Source organism: Paenibacillus sp. FSL K6-0108, from assembly GCF_045040695.1.
Taxonomy (GTDB): domain Bacteria; phylum Bacillota; class Bacilli; order Paenibacillales; family Paenibacillaceae; genus Paenibacillus; species Paenibacillus pabuli_B.
The window spans coordinates 239,991-260,659 of the sequence record NZ_CP150288.1 but is presented as its reverse complement, the minus strand read 5'-3'; the positions used below and the strand labels follow the sequence as shown (position 1 = coordinate 260,659).

The 20,669-nt window shown below is 49.3% G+C and carries 13 protein-coding genes; all 13 read right to left on the bottom strand.

Features of this window, described 5'->3' with window-relative positions; all coding sequences use genetic code 11:
• Positions 1 to 24: 24 nt before the first annotated feature.
• Positions 25 to 3,126: an alpha-mannosidase gene (locus tag MHB49_RS01165; RefSeq protein WP_405154713.1), complete on the bottom strand. Its 3,102-nt coding sequence runs from the start codon at positions 3,124 to 3,126 to the stop codon at positions 25 to 27.
• On the bottom strand, positions 3,123 to 5,435 hold the full coding sequence (locus tag MHB49_RS01160) for a glycoside hydrolase family 3 N-terminal domain-containing protein (protein ID WP_405154712.1): 2,313 nt from the start codon (positions 5,433 to 5,435) through the stop codon (positions 3,123 to 3,125). Before MHB49_RS01160 ends, MHB49_RS01165 begins: the two co-directional genes overlap by 4 nt.
• 44 nt (positions 5,436 to 5,479) lie before the next feature.
• A complete protein-coding gene (locus tag MHB49_RS01155; protein WP_405154711.1) occupies positions 5,480 to 7,702 on the bottom strand; it encodes a helix-turn-helix domain-containing protein in 2,223 nt (740 codons plus the stop codon).
• Positions 7,703 to 7,877: 175 nt separating this feature from the next.
• Complete coding sequence (locus MHB49_RS01150) at positions 7,878 to 9,515, bottom strand: ABC transporter substrate-binding protein (RefSeq protein ID WP_405154710.1); 1,638 nt, start codon at positions 9,513 to 9,515, stop codon at positions 7,878 to 7,880.
• A 129-nt stretch (positions 9,516 to 9,644) separates the two neighbouring features.
• A complete protein-coding gene (locus MHB49_RS01145; RefSeq protein WP_405154709.1) occupies positions 9,645 to 10,553 on the bottom strand; it encodes a carbohydrate ABC transporter permease in 909 nt (302 codons plus the stop codon).
• A gap of 15 nt (positions 10,554 to 10,568) precedes the next feature.
• On the bottom strand, positions 10,569 to 11,549 hold the full coding sequence (locus MHB49_RS01140) for an ABC transporter permease (RefSeq protein ID WP_405154708.1): 981 nt from the start codon (positions 11,547 to 11,549) through the stop codon (positions 10,569 to 10,571).
• 313 nt (positions 11,550 to 11,862) lie between these two features.
• On the bottom strand, positions 11,863 to 13,275 hold the full coding sequence (locus MHB49_RS01135) for an alpha-L-fucosidase (RefSeq protein ID WP_405154707.1): 1,413 nt from the start codon (positions 13,273 to 13,275) through the stop codon (positions 11,863 to 11,865).
• 368 nt (positions 13,276 to 13,643) lie between these two features.
• Positions 13,644 to 14,702 carry a Gfo/Idh/MocA family protein gene (locus MHB49_RS01130; protein ID WP_053782989.1) on the bottom strand — a complete coding sequence of 353 codons (1,059 nt, stop codon included), beginning with the start codon at positions 14,700 to 14,702 and terminating at the stop codon, positions 13,644 to 13,646.
• 260 nt (positions 14,703 to 14,962) lie between these two features.
• Positions 14,963 to 15,829, bottom strand: a complete 867-nt coding sequence (locus MHB49_RS01125) for a sugar phosphate isomerase/epimerase family protein (protein ID WP_405154706.1) — start codon at positions 15,827 to 15,829, stop codon at positions 14,963 to 14,965.
• A gap of 91 nt (positions 15,830 to 15,920) precedes the next feature.
• On the bottom strand, positions 15,921 to 17,690 hold the full coding sequence (locus MHB49_RS01120; RefSeq protein ID WP_405154705.1) for a glycoside hydrolase family 35 protein: 1,770 nt from the start codon (positions 17,688 to 17,690) through the stop codon (positions 15,921 to 15,923).
• Complete coding sequence (locus MHB49_RS01115; RefSeq protein WP_405154704.1) at positions 17,671 to 19,140, bottom strand: alpha-L-fucosidase; 1,470 nt, start codon at positions 19,138 to 19,140, stop codon at positions 17,671 to 17,673. The genes MHB49_RS01120 and MHB49_RS01115 overlap by 20 nt, the downstream gene beginning before the upstream one ends.
• A gap of 96 nt (positions 19,141 to 19,236) precedes the next feature.
• Complete coding sequence (locus MHB49_RS01110) at positions 19,237 to 20,250, bottom strand: exo-alpha-sialidase (protein WP_405154703.1); 1,014 nt, start codon at positions 20,248 to 20,250, stop codon at positions 19,237 to 19,239.
• A 188-nt stretch (positions 20,251 to 20,438) separates the two neighbouring features.
• The gene (locus tag MHB49_RS01105) at positions 20,439 to 20,627 is read right to left on the bottom strand and encodes a hypothetical protein (RefSeq protein WP_024629467.1); all 189 of its coding nucleotides are present in this window, start codon (positions 20,625 to 20,627) and stop codon (positions 20,439 to 20,441) included.
• Positions 20,628 to 20,669: the final 42 nt, after the last annotated feature.

Genomic DNA, 20,669 nt, shown 5'->3' with positions numbered 1-20,669 from the left:
CATTTCTTATCCGGTTTCCTGAGACTAATCTGTTGAAACCAGCTTCACGGTTTGAATTTCATATGGCTTGAACGTCAGCTCAAACTTCCCATCATGACAAGCTAGTGGTCTAATTTCATCCTCCAACAGATTGACTACAGACGCCTGTATACACGCGTCAGCCCATTGAACCTGAACCGTTTCTCTTCCACCAGATGACTCATAGAAACGAAGTATCGTTCCCGTGCCATCTTCGGAAGCCTTGATTGTATCCAGAATGACATGTTCACTACGGAAATGAACCCAGCTATGTTCTGCCGGCAATGTGCCAGAGTGTCGTTCACTCGCAACAACCCGAACCGGGTGGTTTAGTTCCATCGCACGTCGTACCACACCCGCTTCCCGCCAATCTCCCTGATGCGGCAGCAGGGAATAGATAAATTCATGCTCACCCTGGTCAGCATGTTCATCCGGCCATTTTGGAGCACGAAGCAGGGAAAGACGGATCGTCTGATCCTTGATGTCATATCCATATTTACAATCGTTCAGCAGGCTTACACCACTGTTGCCCTCGGAGATATCCGCCCAGCGGTGACCACACACTTCAAACTGGGCCTGCTCCCAGCTGGTGTTGTTATGGGTTGGCCGCTCCAGCGCACCAAACGGAATTTCATAGGCTGCCTTGGCTGATATCAGATCAACGGGAAAAGCCACTTTGAGCAGCTTATGGCTCTCCGCCCAGTTTACCTTTGTCTTGAAATCAACACGTCGCTGATGACGATACAGGATCATATCCTGGTGAATCTCCGACTCGTTTAACTTCCAGTGAAACCGAAGGACATCCTGCGTTACTCCACGCTGTACTACTTCTCTGGAGATCAGCTCTGCCACTCCTGCACGCTGCGATTCAAACCGCGGATCAATATCCCAAGCATCCCAATACGTTGGCCTGTCATGGAAAAACTGTAACTCGTTCGCTTTATCGCCCGGCTTCAGCCACTCCCGTTGGTTGGATTTGTCATACCATCTGGTGATGTCTCCTACATCGTTAAATTCAAGCGTGTAAAAGTCCGTTTCCCAGACAGAAGGGAAGGATTCATCCTGCTTCAAAGTATGAAGATTGGCATCCAGTGCCTGGCGTAGCCATAACGTTGTATACCCAAAGGCCGGAATGGACGGGACATAGACTGACAAGGTGAGCATGTCTCCATTTTGCTCCAAGTCATTTTCCAGACGATTACCCTGATGGTCGAACGCTGCTAAACCGCTAAGTTTCTCGTCGCCTGTAATCGTGATGACTTCTCCCCGCTCCCACCCCAGACTATTAAATACAATATAGGGCAGGCCCTCGAAGCCGTCTGTCGTAATGCGGTCCTTTATACTGCCAAGGGTACCTTCCATAGCCGATGTCCCCAGAGCGAATACCTTCGTATACTCTTCCATAGATGTTACGTATACTTCGGGAATAGACGTCCCCGGGATAATATCATGGAATTGATTCAGCATAATCAGCTTCCAGCCTTCATCCAGATCACTTTTCGCCTGTGCTGCTTCAACTCCGGCAAACTGCCCCCAGATTTCCGCATCCCGATACAGCACTTCTGCCTTACGATTGCATCGTTTGTTGCGTGCATGAGTTGTATAGGTTCCACGATGCAGTTCCAGATATAAGTCACCATGCCATTTGGGCAGCTTAGGATTGTTGTTCGAAATTTCTTCGAAAAACGCGCCTGCTGTACTGAAATTGCTAATGGGCTGCCCAACCATGAAATGGGACCTTTCTGCGAACGCAACCATTTCGTTTGTTACCCCACCTCCACCATCGCCATGCCCATAAAGCAGCATTTGCTCGGGATGTACATCCTTCTGCTTGTAGGATTGCCAGTGCTCATCGACATCTTTGGGCCTGGTATGCTCATTCACACCATGGTTGAGATACGCAAGAACCGAGGTGCCGTCAATACCCACCCAATGGAACAGATCATACGGGAAAACGTTGGTATCATTCCAATTGAGCTTGGTGGTCATAAAATAAGGGATGTCCGCCAGCTTGAGCAGCTGTGGCAGCGAGGCACAGTAGCCAAACGTGTCAGGAAGCCACTCGATGCTCGAACGCTTGCCGAACTCCTCCTGATAGAAGTTCTGCCCGTACAAGATCTGTCGCACAAGCGATTCGCCACTCGGAATGTTCAGATCCGGCTCTACCCACATGCCGCCCACCAGCTCCCAGCGGCCTTCGGCAATTCGGGCTTTGACCCGCTCATATAGTTCCGGGTAATGTTCCTTCACAAACGCATACAGCTGCGGCTGGCTCTGTGAATACACGAACTCCGGATACTCGTCCATCAAGGTACACATCGTGGAGAAGGTACGACTGGATTTGCGGACGGTCTCACGCACAGGCCATAGCCAGGCAATATCGATATGGGATTGTCCAACCAAATGCATGAATCCGTCCCGGTGCTCTTCCGGGTCCTCCTCCTGCACCGACTGTGCAAGCCAATCTTCCCAGTGCTGTATCCAAGCCGCTTCACTCCAGCGATCCGGCTCGTTGTACATCTTATCCATTACCTGATGAATATCCCGGACAAGACGGGGGCGCTTCAAGTCTTTCTCCGGCAATGCTCGAAGTGATTCTGCAAGTACCGTAATGCTGTACATCAGACTCTGTAGAGGCAAATTAACACGAACCAGAGCGGCTCGTATGCCCTGAATTGGCGGCTGGATCACCGCCTGTCGGTTCAGGGGGTCATGCGGTTCCGGTATGGGATCATACAGCTCGATCTCCAACAAAGGCGCACTTCCCACACGGCTCTTGGGCAACGGTACATACCCATGATTGCGGTCCAGTCCGTGATAAGGGGCGCCATTCACTTTCAGCAGCCCTTCACCCCCTGCCTCGAAGATCATTCCAATTCCCTGGTCCTCCCAATCCGCAGGAATCTCTACGATTTGACTCAGGAAATATGTCGTTCCGTGTATGCTATGGAGCGGATTCAAGCTTTGAACAGTCACAGCCTCCTGATCATACTCATATTCCCCAGGCCGAATATACTTGGCTTTCTGCATCTGCCACTGAGGAAGCTCAATGGTATCAAGCCATTGCTTCTGAGCCAGATCCTGAATGAATCTCTGAATTCGAATCATACCTCCACCCCCACCTTCTGGATGTGTAAACTGCAAGCAGTCCAGTCTCTGGAGCTGCTGCCCACCATCAGTCTGAATTCACCCGGTTCCACAACAGACTGAAGGCGGGAGTCGATCAGCTCCAGATGTTCTTTTTGCACAGGGAAGGTCACTGTCTTGGTCTGTCCCGGCTCCAAATGGATTTTATGAAAACCCTTCAGTGAAATTTCGGCCCGGGTGACTGAAGCCGATACGTCCGTAATATACAGCTGCACAACCTCATGTCCCGCAACTGCTCCCGTATTCATGACCTCCACCTGCACCTCTGCAGCACCATCCGGTCCAATTACTTCCGGCACAACTCTTACATTCTCGTACTTGAATTCCGAATAACTTAGCCCGAAGCCGAATGGATATTGTGGTGCCAGATCGGTCTCCAGATATCGCTTGCCCCGAGTGCGTTTGGCGTTGTAGCTGACTGGAAGCTGCCCTACATGCTTGGGAATGGAGATGGTAAGACGGCCAGATGGATTCACATCACCAAACAGAATATCTGCAATGGCATTGCCTCCCTCCTGCCCCGGGTACCATGCTTCCACAATGGCATGGGCATGCTCATCAATCCAGGGTTCGGCAATGGGCCGTCCGTTAATATATACGACAATAACCGGTTTCCCCAGCTTATGTACTTCCTGCACCAGTTCCAATTGAACACCCATGAGGTTTAGAGAAGAACGATCAATGCCCTCGCCGCACTCCATATCGTTCCATGGATCATCCGTAACAACGGATGCCCCCGTCCGCAAGTCAATGGTCCCTTCGCCAAAATCACGGCTGCTTGATCCACCCATCACCATAACGATGATGTCGGCTTGTTCAGCACAGGCGAGCGCTTGCGCAAAGCCCTCCCTGGAGTCACCTTTGATCCGGCAGCCCGGCGCGTATAACACCTGGTTCGTATCTACCCCAAGCTTACGGCGAATCCCGTCCAGTACCGTAACAATCTGTCCTCTCGGTTGCGGCGAGGTATAGTCGCCAAGCTGGTTATAGACATGGTTCGCATTTGGCCCAATGACAGCCAGCTTGGTACCTGTTTTGCTTAGCGGAAGGATGTTGTCTTCATTTTTGAGCAAAACGACTCCCTCTTGCGCGACTTGCCTCGCTAAACGAATATGATCTTCACATCCAATGACCTGCTCTGCAAAGTCAGGATCGACGAAAGGCTGTTCGAACAAACCCAGTCTGAACTTCATCTCCAGAACTCTCCTTACCGCTGTATCCAGATCCCGTTCTTCAATGAGTCCTTGCTCCAGCGCCTGCCCCAGATGCTTCCGGTACATGTACCCGGACATTTCCATGTCCACTCCTGCCTTAAGCGACTGCGCAGCGGCCTGTTCCCCGTTCTCCGCCGTGTTATGCCCATTGACGAGCATCTGTATTGCACCAAAGTCAGTGATGACAAATCCGTCAAACCCCCACTGCTCGCGCAATAGATCATTCAGCAGATACGAGCTCGACGTACAAGGCACACCATCAATTTCGTTATACGCCGTCATGACAGAGCAGGCCCCCACTTCCACGGCTTTCTTGAACGGCAGCAGATCCACCTCGTGGAGCTCCCGTAATCCCATGTGAACAGGAGCAGCATTGCGTCCACCTTCCGAGCTGCCATAGGCCGCAAAATGTTTAAGCGTCGCCACAATGGTCCGATTGGAATCGAGCCGGTCACCCTGCAGGCCTTTCATTGCTTCAACCGCCAATTCACCGATCAGATATGGATCTTCGGCAAAACATTCCTCTGTCCGTCCCCATCTCGGGTCCCGCACGACATCCAGCACAGGTGAATACGTTGCCGCTCCACCTTGGCTGCGGGTCTCCACGGCGATCGCTTCGCACATCTTGCGGTACAACTCCATGTTCCATGTACTTCCGACAGCAAGTGGCACCGGAAATACAGTCGCCCCGATGGCCATATGCCCATGAGAACACTCCTCCCCGAACAAAACGGGAATGCCCAGCCGAGAGTTCTCCATGGCATACCGCTGAATTTCATTGGTGGCAACAGCTCCCTGTCTGGGGGTTAAACCCGTCTCCAGCGTCACTTCCGTCCATGGATCAGCACGAAGTGTTCCATACAATGACCCAATCCCACCCTGTGCAATGTCGTCTTTAAACTCATCCGTAACCTGTACCGTGCCATCTGTTTTCTTAACATACGTCTTCCACCCCATCGGCTGGATCAGCTGCCCGATCTTTTCCTCAATTGTCATGCGCTCGAGCAGGTCTCGGGTCCGCTCCTGAATGGGAAGTGAGGCATTTTTATAGTCCATATGCACATTCTCCTTATGAGTTAGGCTTGATTTGGTGTATGGGCTCAAATGGCTTTCCGGTAATCGCTAGGCGCTACACCCACCACGTTCTTGAACGCCCGATTGAAGGAATTGTAATTCGTATATCCGACTTCCTCGCTGATCTCCTGAATGGCTTTATCTGTTTCGAGCATGAGCTGCTTGGCCTTCTCTATACGGTGACTAATCAGAAGATCCACGAACTTCTCGCCAATTTCGTCCTTGAACAACTTGCTTAAATATTTCGGATTAATATCAAATAAATCACTTAGATAATTCAGCGACAGCTCGGGATTGTTGTAGTTCTGTTCAATATACTTGCGAATTTCAAGAATATGCGATCTGTGTTTTCTGGAGCAACGCAGTATCTGCATCTGCTCAGCCAATTCACGGAAACCTTCCCAACATAACGCACGCAAATCATCCAACGTCTCCCAACCTTCCAATCGGGGGAGAAGTGGCGTAAATATTAAAGCCCATCGCTCCTGATACTCCTGTGGAAGTTCAGCGAACTCCCGGTTATAATGCTGGAACAGCAACTGGATCGTATTCATAATCTCCTGGCGAGAAAGTACCGACTCACGGATTTGTTCAAACAAGCGGTCAAAATGCTTTTCCCAGACATCGTCCGACAATCGCATCGCCTGCACCAGCAAAGAGATCGTCTTCAGAAATTCATACACATCATTAGTTGAATTCGGTACCTCCCCGCATGGGATGATTCGGTTCATGCCGAGCACCGCCTTGTACTCCAGGGCATGTACAGCCTCCTTCAACGAAGCTCTCAGACCGCGAACATCCACTGCCACTCTCCCAATACCAAGGGTTACGGTGAAGTTCAAATATTGCCCAACCCTATCCAGATAACCGGAAAGTAGTCTCTGCTCGATTTCCTCACCCTTCTCCATTTCGGGAATCCAGACAATCGCATACAGACGCTGATCCGATATCCACTCTGCCCATACTTCAGTCCCCTCATGTCTAGCACTTTCCTGCAAGATGCTGGATAGCACAAATTTCAGAAGGGATTGATCCTGACTGTGATACTCCTCTATAAACCGGGAATACTGATCAATCTCCACCACAATTACAGCCCATCGATCCTCTAACTGCGGCAGCTTGAACCTGTTCATCTCCGCTGTCAGCTCACTGCCAGTGAAGTCACGCGTGCCCTCCAACAGTTCCTGGAAGAAATATTTCTTCTGCAAAATCAGGTTCTCTTCATGCTCTTCCTGATACTGCTTGGTTTGATCAATCATTCGCTCCAGCGTGGTCTGGATAAAACGGAACTCGTTATCCTTCGTATAACCCACGCCCGGCTGTTTCTGCGAAGCGACCGTCTCAATTAACGTAACAATCTGCTGGATGGGCTTATAATTTCTCCTTGTCACATAGATCACCCACACCACACCAATCAGGACCACTGCAACAGCAAAAACAAACCAGATATTATAAAATTTCAGGGCGAATTTGACGATCTTGCCATTACTCAGTCCCGTCTGCACCTTCCAGCCACTATAACTGGATGTAAATTCAGAGAACACTTCACCTGAGGCCGTTTTTGGGGGAATCGCTGTAGTCTGAGCCTGCATATCTCCATCCCACAGAACGCCGCCCGAGCGATTAAAAATATTAACGAAGGTGAACTCAGGGTCATACATCTGCATAATGGACTTCTGTAAGGTTGCCAGATTAACGTTAACCACCACGAGACCCGTGCCGTTTCCGACACCACGAATGAGTGTTATCACCTGTTTTCCTTCCTCTGTCGGGAATGCCTTAAAGGATCTTGCCCCCACCCACTTTTGCGTTGACGCAGCACGACTGTCTTTAATAAACGCTGCATCCGGGAATTCCTCGATCGGGACCGCCTTGCCGTTGCTGAATACCGTATCATCGCCGTATCTCACCAGATATATGGAATCAATCAGGGGATACTCTATTTTCAATTCATCAATAACCTGGACCGCTTGGATTCCGGCATACACATCCTCGCTTCCGGTTATCGAATAATAATTTTTCAGGTTGGAATTCGTCAAAATATCACGCAGCACCTTGAAGTCAATGGACCGCAGTGAATTGTCCAGATATTGCGTTACCTGTGACGCTAAAAATTCATTGGCCTTGAGTGCTTCTCTCCGATTTTGTTCATTAAATACCTGAAAGAAGATAATAAACAGAATGGTGGTTACGATAAAAAAAACAGGTAAATATGATAACAGCAAACGTCTAAACCAACTATTATTCATCTTCGAGGCCCCCCACCAATGTTTATGAGCATGACGACAACCACGCCAATCTGGTCGCTAATTTCCATAAATATTCAGTAAATTATATCGGATGAAGTGGGGTTGTCAAAAGGAGAAGACCGTCCCGATTCCTGTGTTGACATCGGGACAGCCTCATTCATGAATCCGTCAACCTTTATTGATTCTTCTCAATCGCACGCTGGTAGATTTCAAGGTAATTGCTGAGTCCCAGACCATCAAAGCCTTTCACGTACGCGTCCCATTCCTTGTCAATGTTCTTGCTGCCAATAATGAACTGAGCCATATTGGTCATGACGTAATCCTTGACGGCAGTTGTGAGCTGCGCAGCGGTTTCTGTATCTTCAGGACGGATAAATACGTTCGCAGGATAGACTTCTTTTGGCGCATAAGGTTCATATACATTGGTTGCTTGCGCCAGACGGGTACCGTAACCTTCTGCTTCCAGCGGGTTCTGACCTTCTGCAAACAGATTACGGAACGTATTGGACAAGTCATGTGCTCCAATCTGTGACCAGCTCTCGTTAACTACAACATTTGGGTCACGCTCCGGCAGGTTATAATAACTATACTTCGCAGGCTCGCCATTGATGTTTTTCTCATTTGCATCTGCTTTCTTCCAGCCCTTACCTTCTGTCGGTCCATATTCTGCATACAGCGCACCTTCTTCGCTGAACATGTAATCTACAATTTTGATGGCGGCAATCTGTTGTGCTTCGGTCGCTTTGTTGGTGATGGCGAATTCGAACTCCCCAACACTTTGCGTGGCGCCTGTCGTCTGAACGCCATCTGGCCCTTTCAGCGGAGGCACGATGTCCCAGTGTTGATGGCGGGTAATATCTTTGTCATATGTGTTCACAAGGTAACTGACCAACGCTGTCGTAATGGAACCGACCACTTCATCGCCTTCCTTGTTACCCAGCTGCCCGATCGCCTGATCGTTCTGTGTGAAGGAAGCTGGATCAATCAGACCCTCTGCGTACAGCTTGTGCATGTACTCCAGTCCCTTTTTCCATTCTTCCTTGTTCGCTGAAAAGTCAACCTTCCCATCATTCAGGATCAGATATTTATCATTATCATTATAGATAAAACTGTTCATCAGATAGGCATCAATGTTCCCGTTCCACACATACTTGTTGGGTGCGCCCGTGAGCGGAATCTCATCGGCTTTGCCATTGCCATTCGGATCCTGTTCCTTGAACGCCTTCAGAACCGTATAGAGCTCATCGGTCGTCGTTGGCATTTTCAGACCCAGATTATCGAGCCACTCGGTATTAATCCAATATTTCTGCGCATACGTGCAGTGATAACATTCATTGAAAATAGGCAGTGCATAAATGTTGCCATCCGGTGCAGTAATAGCCTCCTTGAAATACGGCTTCTCTTCCATGATTTTGGTCAAGTTCGGACCATACTCCTTGATCAGATCATTCAACGGAAGGAATACGCCCTGTTTGCCATATGTCTGGAGATCGGAGGTGGTGAACTTGCCATGAAGGAACACTTCGGGATAATCGCCACTTGCCAGCAGCAGCTGTCTTCGATCCTGCAAGGCATCCGTCGGAGCCAGATCCCATTTGAGAGTAACATCGAACTTGTCCTCGATGAATTTGGTGAACTCATTTTCTTCCATGGACGCTTTACCTTGCGGGGCAAAGAAGGTCATCGTTACCGGGCCACCGCTCTCCCCGCTACCGTCGCTCCCTGTCCCCGTCTCCTCGGATGAACCGCAGGCGGACAACAAAGCCATCGAAGCAAAAACCAGAAACAACACTGAAATCCAAGATTTTCTCAATCTGACTCCTCCTTTTTGTTGTAAACGGCATAACAATCTAGTCACTGCGCTCGTGTTAAACCCGATCCCGGAAGCCGGAGTGTTCCCCCACCCCCTTTCAAGCGGCTTAGCGGGTGTAAATTGCGAGGATTATCCTTTGAGCGAGCCAACCATGACCCCTTTAACAAAATGCTTCTGTACAAACGGATACATAATGAGAATGGGAATGCTGGCGACTACGATCAGCGCATATTTCAGTACCTGCTCGAACCCCTGATCCCGCAGTTGCTGACTCGTATTGACCAACATCGCCGGGTCTGCGGCATTTAGAATCAGCAGATTACGCAGTACATATTGCAGCGGGAACAACTTCTCGGAACGAAGATAGATCAGGGCATCAAAATACGCATTCCAGTGGCCCACGGCATACATCAGGGTCATGACCGCCAGAATCGGCTTCGATAACGGAAGAACCACACTGATCAAATACCGGATATCCCGGCATCCGTCCATTTCTGCCGCCTCGCCCAGCTCTTCCGGAATGGAAGACTGGAAGAAGGTTCTCGCCACAATGACCTGGAACACCGCGAGCGCCCCTGGCAGCCACATCGCCCAGCGTGTATCGAGCAGATGAAGGTCTTTCATCAAGAGATAGGTTGGAATCAGACCGCCATCAAAGAACATCGTGATCATCATGAAAATAATGATGGCCCCCCGCCCATAAAACGACTTTCGCGATAACGGATACGCAAGCATGACCGTGAGCGCCACATTGATAAATGTGCCTACAACGGTATAGATAATCGTGTTGTAGAACCCGAGCATAAGCTGCTGGCTTTTGAAAATGGAGATATAGGCCTTGATGTTAAAGTCTACTGGGAACAGCCACACCTGACCGGATGTAACGGCACGGGAGGAGCTGAACGAAGAACTGATGATATACAAGAGCGGGTAAAACACCGTTAACAGTATGGCGAACAGAAAGATATAGTTGATTGTCATGAAAATGCGATCACCGAGCGGGTCCTTGATCCGGTTACGATTCATCAGATTGAACATGGATGAGCTCCTCCTTTACCACAAGCTGTTCTGGGATACTTTGCGGGAAATGCCGTTGACGATAACCAGCAGGATCAGGTTGATAACGGAGTTGAACAATCCTACCGCCGAGGAGAAGCTGAAGTTGGCCCCGATCAGACCGACCTTGTACACATACGTGGAGATGACGTCTGAAGCGCTCGTGTTCAGCGGATTTTGCATCAGATATATTTTTTCAAAGCCCACGCCCATAATGCTGCCCAAACTTAGAATCAGCATGATCACCGTGACCGGAACGAGCGTTGGCAAATCGATATGCCAGATTTTTCGAAGCCTTGAAGCCCCGTCCATCTTGGCTGCCTCATAGAGGGATGGATCAACGCCAGCGAGTGCTGCGATATAGATGATCGATGAATAGCCCATACCTTGCCAGACGCCCGACCACACATAGATGGATTTGAAGTATTCGGGAATGCCCATAAAGTTGGTCATCGGGAAACCCAGGAAGGTAAATAGCTTGTCTACAACCCCCACATGCGGTGACAGCATCAGAATGATAATAGATACCATGACAACTGTGGAGATAAAATGTGGAGCGTACGTGACCATCTGGACGGTCTTTTTAAAGTAACCCGTTCGAATTTCATTCAGCGCCAGCGCAAGCAGGATCGGAATGGGAAATCCGGCGAGTAACGAGTAGAAACTAATGCCAATCGTATTTTTGATCAGCAGCCAGAAGTTCGGGGATTCGAAAAAGGCTTCAAAGTGTTTCAGTCCAACCCATGGGCTGCCCCATATTCCTTTGACAACACTGAAGTCTTTGAAGGCAATCTGTACACCAACCATTGGAATGTACTTAAAGATCAACAGATACAATAAGGGAGGAAGCACGAGCAGATAAAGCTCCCAGTGTTTCTTGAAGCTTTTGATGAACGGATGCTGCCGCTTGGGTTCTGCCTGATTCCTTCCTTGCTGGAGCTCCATCGGTGCAGGTATGCTTCCTGTAGCTCGACTCATTCACGTCACTCCTTCTACACCTTAAGTGTAATAATACATTACATTTACATCCCTTAAACATCCTTTTCTTTCACTCTTTTTTCTGTATTAGCGCCATCGGTGTGAAGAATAATGTCAGGTAACGCTTTCTTGAATTGATAGTACCTTGAGCAGTGTTCTTTTATCAATTTGCAATTTTCTCCCACCTCTCCTTATTCCCAAAAGCCTTGCCAGACAAGGGAAAATTGCCCTTTAGCACAGGTTTTTCGCAAAAATCACCAACCCAAAAAATCCCGAAGGACTGTAAAAGTCCCCCGGGATTCGAAGTGTAGATTTATTGGTTTGTGAACAATCTGAACGTAAGTGTGATAGGTGCTGCTTCGGTAACAGCTGCTTGTGGCAACTCTACAACAAGTCCATCTTCTGTCCGCTGGAATGTCAATACATCATCTGTGCCGACGAGTTCGATTCGCTCTACCTTTTCTACGTATGGAATGATTACATGGGGCCGAATCGCTTCGTTCTCATTTCTGTACAGACGGAAGGCATACGATACGTTGAGATCTTCCTTACGTGTAAAGGCCCACTCCCCTGTGAAGTAGGGTCCGCAAATCCGTGTGCCATAGATTCCCTCTCCGTGAGTGCTGATCCATTCTCCGAGGGCTTTAATGCTTCGGACTGCCCCTTTTGGGAGACGTCCGTCCGGTTGGGGCCCTACATTCAGTGCCAAATTACCACCCTTGGACACTACCTCAAGCAGAATATGCGCCAGTTGTCTTGCTGATTTATACTGATCATCAAAACCAAACGCAAAGGAATTGCCCACCGTAATACAGCTCTCCCAAGGAATATTCATTGGATGCTCCGGGATGGTCTGCTCTGGAGTTACGATATTCTCATACGGTCCACCTACCGTGCGATCTGCTGCAAGAAGCCATGGCTGCGTTGTCTGACGTGCCCGCTCCACCACTTCGCCCAATCGGATATCCTGACCGTGACGGCCTTCACGTACCCAACCTGCATCCAGCCACAGACATTCAATTCGTCCGTAGTTGGTCAGCAGCTCCATAATTTGCTCATGCGTGAACTCCACGAATTTCTCCCACAGCCATGGATACTCTTTCGGATCATAGGATGGTCCACGCCACATATGGCTCCCCCGCTCCATGCCAGGTGTCCAGTAATAGGGCGTATGCCAGTCCGCTTTGGAGAAGTAAGCCGAGATGCCAAGTCCCTTGGCACGAAAGGCGTCAAAAAGCGCCCGGCAAATATCCGCATACTTATGGGTATGAAAAGGAGTATCCTTGCCCGTGATGCGATAATCAGTGGTATGTGTATCCCACATGCAGAAACCATCATGATGTTTGGTGGTGAAGAGGAAATATTTGAACCCGTTATCCGCGGCCATCTGTGCCCATTCCTCAGGTTGAAAGCGAATCGGATTGAAGGTTTTGTTGAGATCAAAGTATTCCTGCTTGAAATGCTCCATGTCGTCAGTCCAGTCGATATCATTGCGTGACCAATCGCCATCTTCGTCACTTAGCGCCCAGGACTCCACAAGGCCGAGCTGGGAATAGGGACCCCAATGCATCATCAGCCCCAGCTTCTGATCCTTGAACCACTCCAGGCGTTCATTCAGCAACGGATCTTCAGGCTTCACCCATTCCTCTTCTTTGCTAAAGTTGTGCACTCCGGCTTCGACGACCTGTTCTTCCTGTTCCAGCACCGTATCATTGGTTTCGCTCATCCCGTTCATCTCCTTCGGATCAAATGTCACACGCTGAAAAAGTAGCTTTACACTGATCACTGCGCGGTCAAAACAATCTTTCGATCGCTGTTATCCCCGGATTTTCTTTAATTTCACTTATAATGGTGGTAATCCGGGGATAAAGGCGAGCGCTCCGCTTCTCCAGATTTGTTTTGCCCTCTCCGTTTTCGTGTAAATGTTTCGTTCAACTAAGAAAGACATACTAAACCCAGTCATTTCAATTGTAGTGCAGTCTCCAGATTGGTTCTGCACTCTCCGTTTTGGCGAAATGTTTGGTCAACAAGTATAGACTTGTTAGACCTCACTACTTCGAGTGGTGTTGTCATTTTCGGATCGCAACACCATATCTATAGTGATATTTCGCGTCCTTCACGTGCGGACTCGTAGATGGCACAGAGGATTTTCATGATTTCAACGCCATCCTCAACGGGACTAAGCGTCTCTTTGCGCCCCTGGGTACTGTCGATAAAATGATTGACTTCATTACGGAAAGAACCTGCAAAATCAAGGGATTTGAAATCCACCTGTGGTGTCATGTTCAAAATGGTATCGAATTTCTCACCAATCAGTGAGATTTCCGGTTCCAATTCGGCTCCGCCCTTATCGCCATAGAGTCTGACGGAGGTTTCGTCCTGCTTTGCGTGCAGTGTGAAGCTTACATCCACCAGCAGGCTTGCCCCGTTCTCGAAACGGATCAACGCATTGGCCATATCCTCCACGGTGTTTTTGTTCGCATCATAGTCTGCAGCCTGGTAGAACGACAAATTACGGATATTGGCGCGGTTACCCAATCGATTGGAGACATTCGCGGAGACGGTTTTCACCTTCGGTTTGCCCATCAGGTACCAGGAGATATCAATAATGTGTACGCCAATATCGATCAACGGCCCCCCACCAGAACGATCAACATCTGCAAACCAGCCTCCCGGATTGCCCAGGCGCCGCAGACAGGATGCCTTGGCATAATAAATCTCTCCCAGTTCACCTTCATCAATGAACTTCTTCAGGATCTGTGCATTGTCGCTATAACGGCGTACAAAGCCAACTTGAAGCAGCTTTCCACTGCGGTGTACAGCCTTTTCCACTTCAAGTGCATCTTCTACCGTCTGACAGAGCGGCTTCTCGCAAAGCACGTTTTTACCCGCATCCAGCGCAGCAATGCTGATCTCGGCATGTGTGTCATTCCAGGTACAGATGCTAACCGAATGAATTTCAGGCAGTGCCAAGAGCTCCTTGTAATCCGTGAATACATGAGTAGCGTTATATTTTTTCGCCGCTTCCTGGGCACGCGCTTCATTCAGGTCGCATATGGCGTATATTTCAACTTCGGGATTGCTGTCATACGCTTGTAAATGAAAGTCGGAAATGGATCCTGCACCGATAACGGCAATTTTAAGTTTGGACATGGATTTTCCCCTCCATAATCTGTTGAATGATGGTCATATCAGATGATTCAAAACATATGATAATCGGCTTAACGTAACTGCGGTGAATGTTTGGACTTTCGGCCGCTGTTGTCTACAGATTTCTTGTATAACCGCCCTCAACGGTTGAAATCCGCAGACAAAGGCGGGCGCTACTGCTCCTACAGTTCCAAACTTCACCTCTGTTACTTCAGCCTTACATATAAAAATTGATTTCACTTATATAGCAGTACAATCGCTGCTTATGCTTCCTCCCAGAAACGGCGGACGTTATCCATCGCGATTCGGGATGCGGTTTTGCAATTTTCCATACCTTCGAATTCAACAGAGATGTATCCGTCATAACCAGATTGCTTCAACACACGGAATACTTCCGGCATGTCGATATCCCCGTGCCCCACAATCGCACCGCGCAGGTAATTGCCGTGTGCGGTCTGGAACCATCCCTCGCCGGGATTACGGTAGGAAGGTCTCTGATAGAAATCTTTGGCGTGCACCATGGATGCATACGGAATGTTGTTTTTCACAGCGCTAACCGGATCTTCATCCACACACAGGAAGTTGCCGATATCCAGCGTTGTCTTAAAGTTTTCTCGTCCCGTCTCATGTACCAGCCGCCGAACTCGCTCACTGGACTGCACATAATAACCATGGTTCTCCACACTTGTGGTTATACCATAACTCGCTGCGTAGTCAGCAATTCGCTGGCAAGCCTTCACGAGAACAGGCAGGTCCGACTCAAACTGAGCGACCGTCCCTTCCTGTGCAGGGCGAAATGCAACATCATGGCGCATTCTCGTAACGCCGAGTGCGGCAGCGACATCCACATGCTTCATCACAGCAGCAATCTCATTTTCCAGTGCATCCTGGTCTGCTCCTGCGACAAAATTGGCACCTATTGCGTAATTGGAAATATCAATTCCCACGTCTTGTGCAGCCTCTCGAATCTGGTCAATTAATTCCGGCTGGTCAATCAGGCTGTACCCGATCGGAACAATCTCCACATGCTCTCCGCCCTGTTCGGCGATGTAACGGATGGCGTCGGGTACAGTCATTTCCTTGGCATCCAGTGCCTGCTGCAGACTGTACGTGCTGAGTCCTACTTTCATATCCTCTCATCCTCTCCTGCTGGTGTGTGGCTCTACCTTACCTATACCTTTTTGCATAAGATCATACAATTGCCAATAATCGCCTGCTACTCTATTTTCCATGGGATATATCCAAAATCGGCTTATCTACAAATGTTACGGCTTGATCAGTCGTTCCATGCAACTCAAATACAACGATCTCATTCTCTCCTTCGCGAAGAAGCGGTGCAGGTACATACAACGTACCCTGAGGGCCCTTACTCCAATATCGGCCAATATTAAAACCGTTCACGAAGGCAACCCCCTTCGTCCATCCATCGAGCTGCAGGAAGGTATCCTTCACCTCCTTTACATATAACGTACCACGATAGAATGCAGGCACTTCCCGCCCAGTCTGAATCCCAGTCTCGAATTGTAACGAGGACAGGTCCTCCAGCGGCAGACAATGAATGGTCCAATCGAATAGGAATTGAAATCCGTGCCGAACGCCCTCTGTTATCCCCTTCGGGTCCCGCAAATACGGCCCGTAGTTGATCCGTCCCATATTTTCAACGAGAATGCATATTTCAGCGCCTCCCGCAGGCACTTCAAATGTTACAGACAACGCGGTATTGCCACGTTCGAGTACCCCCTGACATTCGCCATCCACATATACAAGCGCACGATCTCTTACGTCCTGCACGACAAGCTCCTGCATTTCTCGTGGTCCGGTAATGTGAGTACGGTATAAAATAAAGCCATAATCCTGACCAAGCTTCTCCATCGGTTCCGGTTCAGTTCGTTGTACAGGCCCAGAAAGTCTGCCCGCCTGTGGCAGCAATGCCGCATGCTCAGTCAGCTCCACCCGACCATACGCGAATCGGCTTATGGGTTCGGGCAGTACAAGTTCACCGATATCCCTATATCGAGCGATTACGTCTCGCACCATATGGAATTTGGCAGTTGGCTCCCCTGATTCACTGAGAAGAGAGTCATAATCATAACTGGTGATCGTCGGTTCGTATTGATCCTTCTGTTGGCAGTTGGCCCCGTTATAGAAACCAAAATTCGTACCCCCATGGAACATATAAAAGTTTACAGAGGCTTGTTCCTCCAGCATTTCCTCAAATACTTGTGCCACATCAGCGGCATCCCTCGTATGATGCGATTCTCCCCAATGGTCAAACCAGCCATTCCAGTACTCCATACACATCAGTGGTCGATTCTGCTGATATTGCCGCAATTTCGAGAAGGCTTCCCGTGTTCCCGATCCGAAATTCACTGTTGCCAGCTGCCCGGGCACTGACCCGGCCTGAAGCATAGGGTCTGTCGGTCCGTCCGAAGTGAACAGCATGACATCGATACCGCGACGCACCATGCCTTCACGCAGATATTCCAGGTACCTCGCATCATTCCCGAAGCTACCATATTCGTTCTCGATCTGCATGGCTATGATTGGCCCGCCACTGGTGCTAAGGAGCGATTGGAGCTTTGGTAAAAGAATGTCATAGTAACGATCTACCCGATCCAGAAACTTCCCGTCATAACAACGAAGCCCGATTTCATCATCGGCAAGCAACCATGAAGGCAAACCGCCAAATTCCCACTCGGCGCAAATGTAAGGGCTTGGACGAACGATTACATACAGTCCGAGTTCCCCAGCAAGCTGAATGAAGCGCTCCACATCTGCCATTCCTTCAAAACGAAACTGTCCCGGTTTCGGCTCATGAAAATTCCAGGGCACATAGGTTTCCACTGTATTGAAACCACAAGCCTTTAATTTCAGTAATCGATCTGTCCAGTACTCGGGGACAACCCTGAAGTAGTGTATCGCACCCGATAGAAGCTGGACAGGCTTACCTTCGTAGAAAAATTGGGATTCTTCATATGTCAGAACTGCCATTAAGCCCAACCTCCTGTTTGCTCAGATGTACACCCAACCAGGACAGCGTAGGGCACCATCTGGATTCATGAATAGTCAGACGAATGGTTTTGGCGGTGGTAGCATCAAAACTGCAGATTCGTTTGTGACCAACAACCGTGCCGTAATACAGCTCTTGCCAATCACCACTCTCACCCTTTGCCTCCAATGTAAAACGCTCAATTCGTTGACCTGAACGGATATGTTCCATAAGAACTACACGGTCGAACCGCTTTTCCTCCGGCAGCTCCACCACCAGCCAAGCTTGTTCCGTTCCCTCAGATGGGTACCAGAACGTATCCGGTTCCTCACGCAGTATTTGGATAGCTGCATGCTCTTCATCCATGGTCTGTGATGCGCTAATCTGCGCTCCAACAGCCAGACTTTGCTGGTATGTGCCTCGCACAAAATCTCCAAGCTGTTGCAGACGCTCAGCATCCTGTTCATGAATGAGACCGCGTCGATCTGGCGGAAGATTAAGCAAGAAGTTTGCGTTGCCCCCAACGGCTCCTTCGTAAATATCCAGCAGTTCATCCAGTGATTTGACTTGATCGTCCTCACTTGCATGATAGAACCAGCCCGGGCGAATGGACGTGTTCACTTCTGCCGGATACCAGATAAGCCTGTCCTCATGTTGGCGGATCACTTCCCGGCTGCCGAGATCTGCATCCTGCGTATTAATTCTGCTGGCAAACTCGCCATCATCGACCTGCTGGGACTGCTCCTGGATCTTCTCGTTATCTTGCAAATAGGCAGGCACAACACTCCATTCCGAGGCCCGGGTATGCCCTGCCTCATTGCCACACCAGCGAACATCCGGACCACATACCGAGATCACAGCCTCTGGCTGCAGCTCCCGAATGAGTGCATAATAGGCCTCCCAATCGTAAACCTGCCTTTTCCCATTCGGCCCCTCTCCGCATGCCCCATCGAACCATACACAGAACACATCGCCATAATGGGTTAGCAGTTCACGGAGCTGATTTTTGAAAAACTCGTTGTATCGCTCCGAATCCCCGTAGGATGCTTCATGACGGTCCCAGGGCGAGAGGTAGACACCGAATTTCAGACCGCCTTCCCTGCATGCGTCAGCAACCTCTTTCACCAGATCGCCTGTACCATTACGCCAAGGGCTGGCAGCAACCGTATGATCCGTGTACTGGCTTGGCCATAAACAGAATCCGTCATGGTGCTTGCACGTAAGAATCAGTCCTGTCATACCGGCAGACTTGCATGCCCGAACCCATTGACGGGCACTCAAATCGGAAGGGTTGAAAACCGCTGGATCTTCATTGCCCATTCCCCATTCCTGATCTGTAAACGTATTCACTGTAAAATGAATAAATGCATAGAACTCCATCTGCTGCCACTTCAACTGGCGCTCTGATGGCACAACCTGCGCTGCCGCCTTCAACCAATCGGTAGTATCCATTGAATTCTTCTCCCCTCATGCCGTTTATCTACCCACTATCAGCTATATGCCATAAAGGACCGACAGAGCACAGCGTCTCCAACGGTCCTTGATTGGCTATCTGTCGTGGACAGTCAGCTTCCAGAATGCAATTCGATCCCTTTTCCACGTATACGTTATATACAGATCATGGGCTTGCGAGAAGATGGCTGGATATGAGTATTCTCCCGGTTCATTCTCAAGCACATATTCGTCCCCCCAGGACAAACCATTATCTGCCGAAAAAGCAATGACCAGCGGGGTACGGGGACTTTCCGTGTCATAACCACTTACCGGATTACAAATCAACGCAAGCAGCCCGTTCTCCATGCAGGTTACATCAATCCCGCTGTTGTTGTTTGGGAGGATCGTAGGATATGCTTCGCACCAGGTTCGTCCGTCATCATCTGAATCACTTCGATAAATAAACCCTTCCGTACTACGCAGGAGCATATGAACATGCCCCGCTCCGGAAGACCATAATGCAGGCTGAATAAGCCCCTTGGCAAACCAATGCTCCGCACCCACATAGGTGGACAGATCCATCGGTACATATGCGCTCTTCGTCCAGGTTTCTCCCTGGTCTGTTGATATGTCGACGAAGGCCTCCCAGATTTGTTTGCCCTCTGCATCGGGGTCCAACCGTTCAATGGAAGCAGGAGCCAGAATCGTTCCATCCTCCAGGGCAATCGGCTTGTTCCGAACCGGTCCGCGACCGCCAACATCTCCATGTACCAACTCTTGAGGAGTAGTCCATGTGGACCCGCCATCCTCGGAACGCATCAGTCGGGTATGCCAATCCTTGATTTCATGGCCTACCTTGTAAAAAAGCATCAGCGAATGACCCTGTGCGAACAACACGGGGTTCCAGTGGGCAATGCCTTCTTCATCTGCTACTTTCAGTGGAACGGTCCAAGCACCGTTCTGTTGTCGCGACATCCAGATCGCCACATCACTAGCCTTTTCATGTTTGCCTGCAAACCACGCCACCAAAACCTCACCATTAGGCAAAACAGTAACCGTAGATGCATGACTGCTCTGAAACGACTGACCTTCCTGAAAGACGTATTGTTTGTCCGCCATAATCTTCATGAGTGGGTCTCCTTTCGGAAAATGATTAGCAATGAGTCGCATTTTTGTTATTTTTGTTATTTTCGTTATTGTAATACTGTTATTCTTTTATTCATAAACAGTCTAAGTCGTCGGGAATGAAACGTCAATACACAAAAAAGACACCCCTAAGGGTGCCTCTCTCTTGATCCCTATCGAATATTATAAGTTCATTTGCGCTTTGCCTTCGTCATTCGATTAAACATAATCAGTGCAGCAATCAACATGGCAACAATTGCGATATTACTTGCTGCATCATGCGACATGCCGAACAGAACGCCCAGATTGGTAACCAGGCCCCTGACAATCAGCGCAACCGCAATCAGCAGAATGGGGCTCCAAAAATTATACCTTCTCATCCTTCGCAACACTCCTGACCAGATTGTTCAGAAACTCCGGAT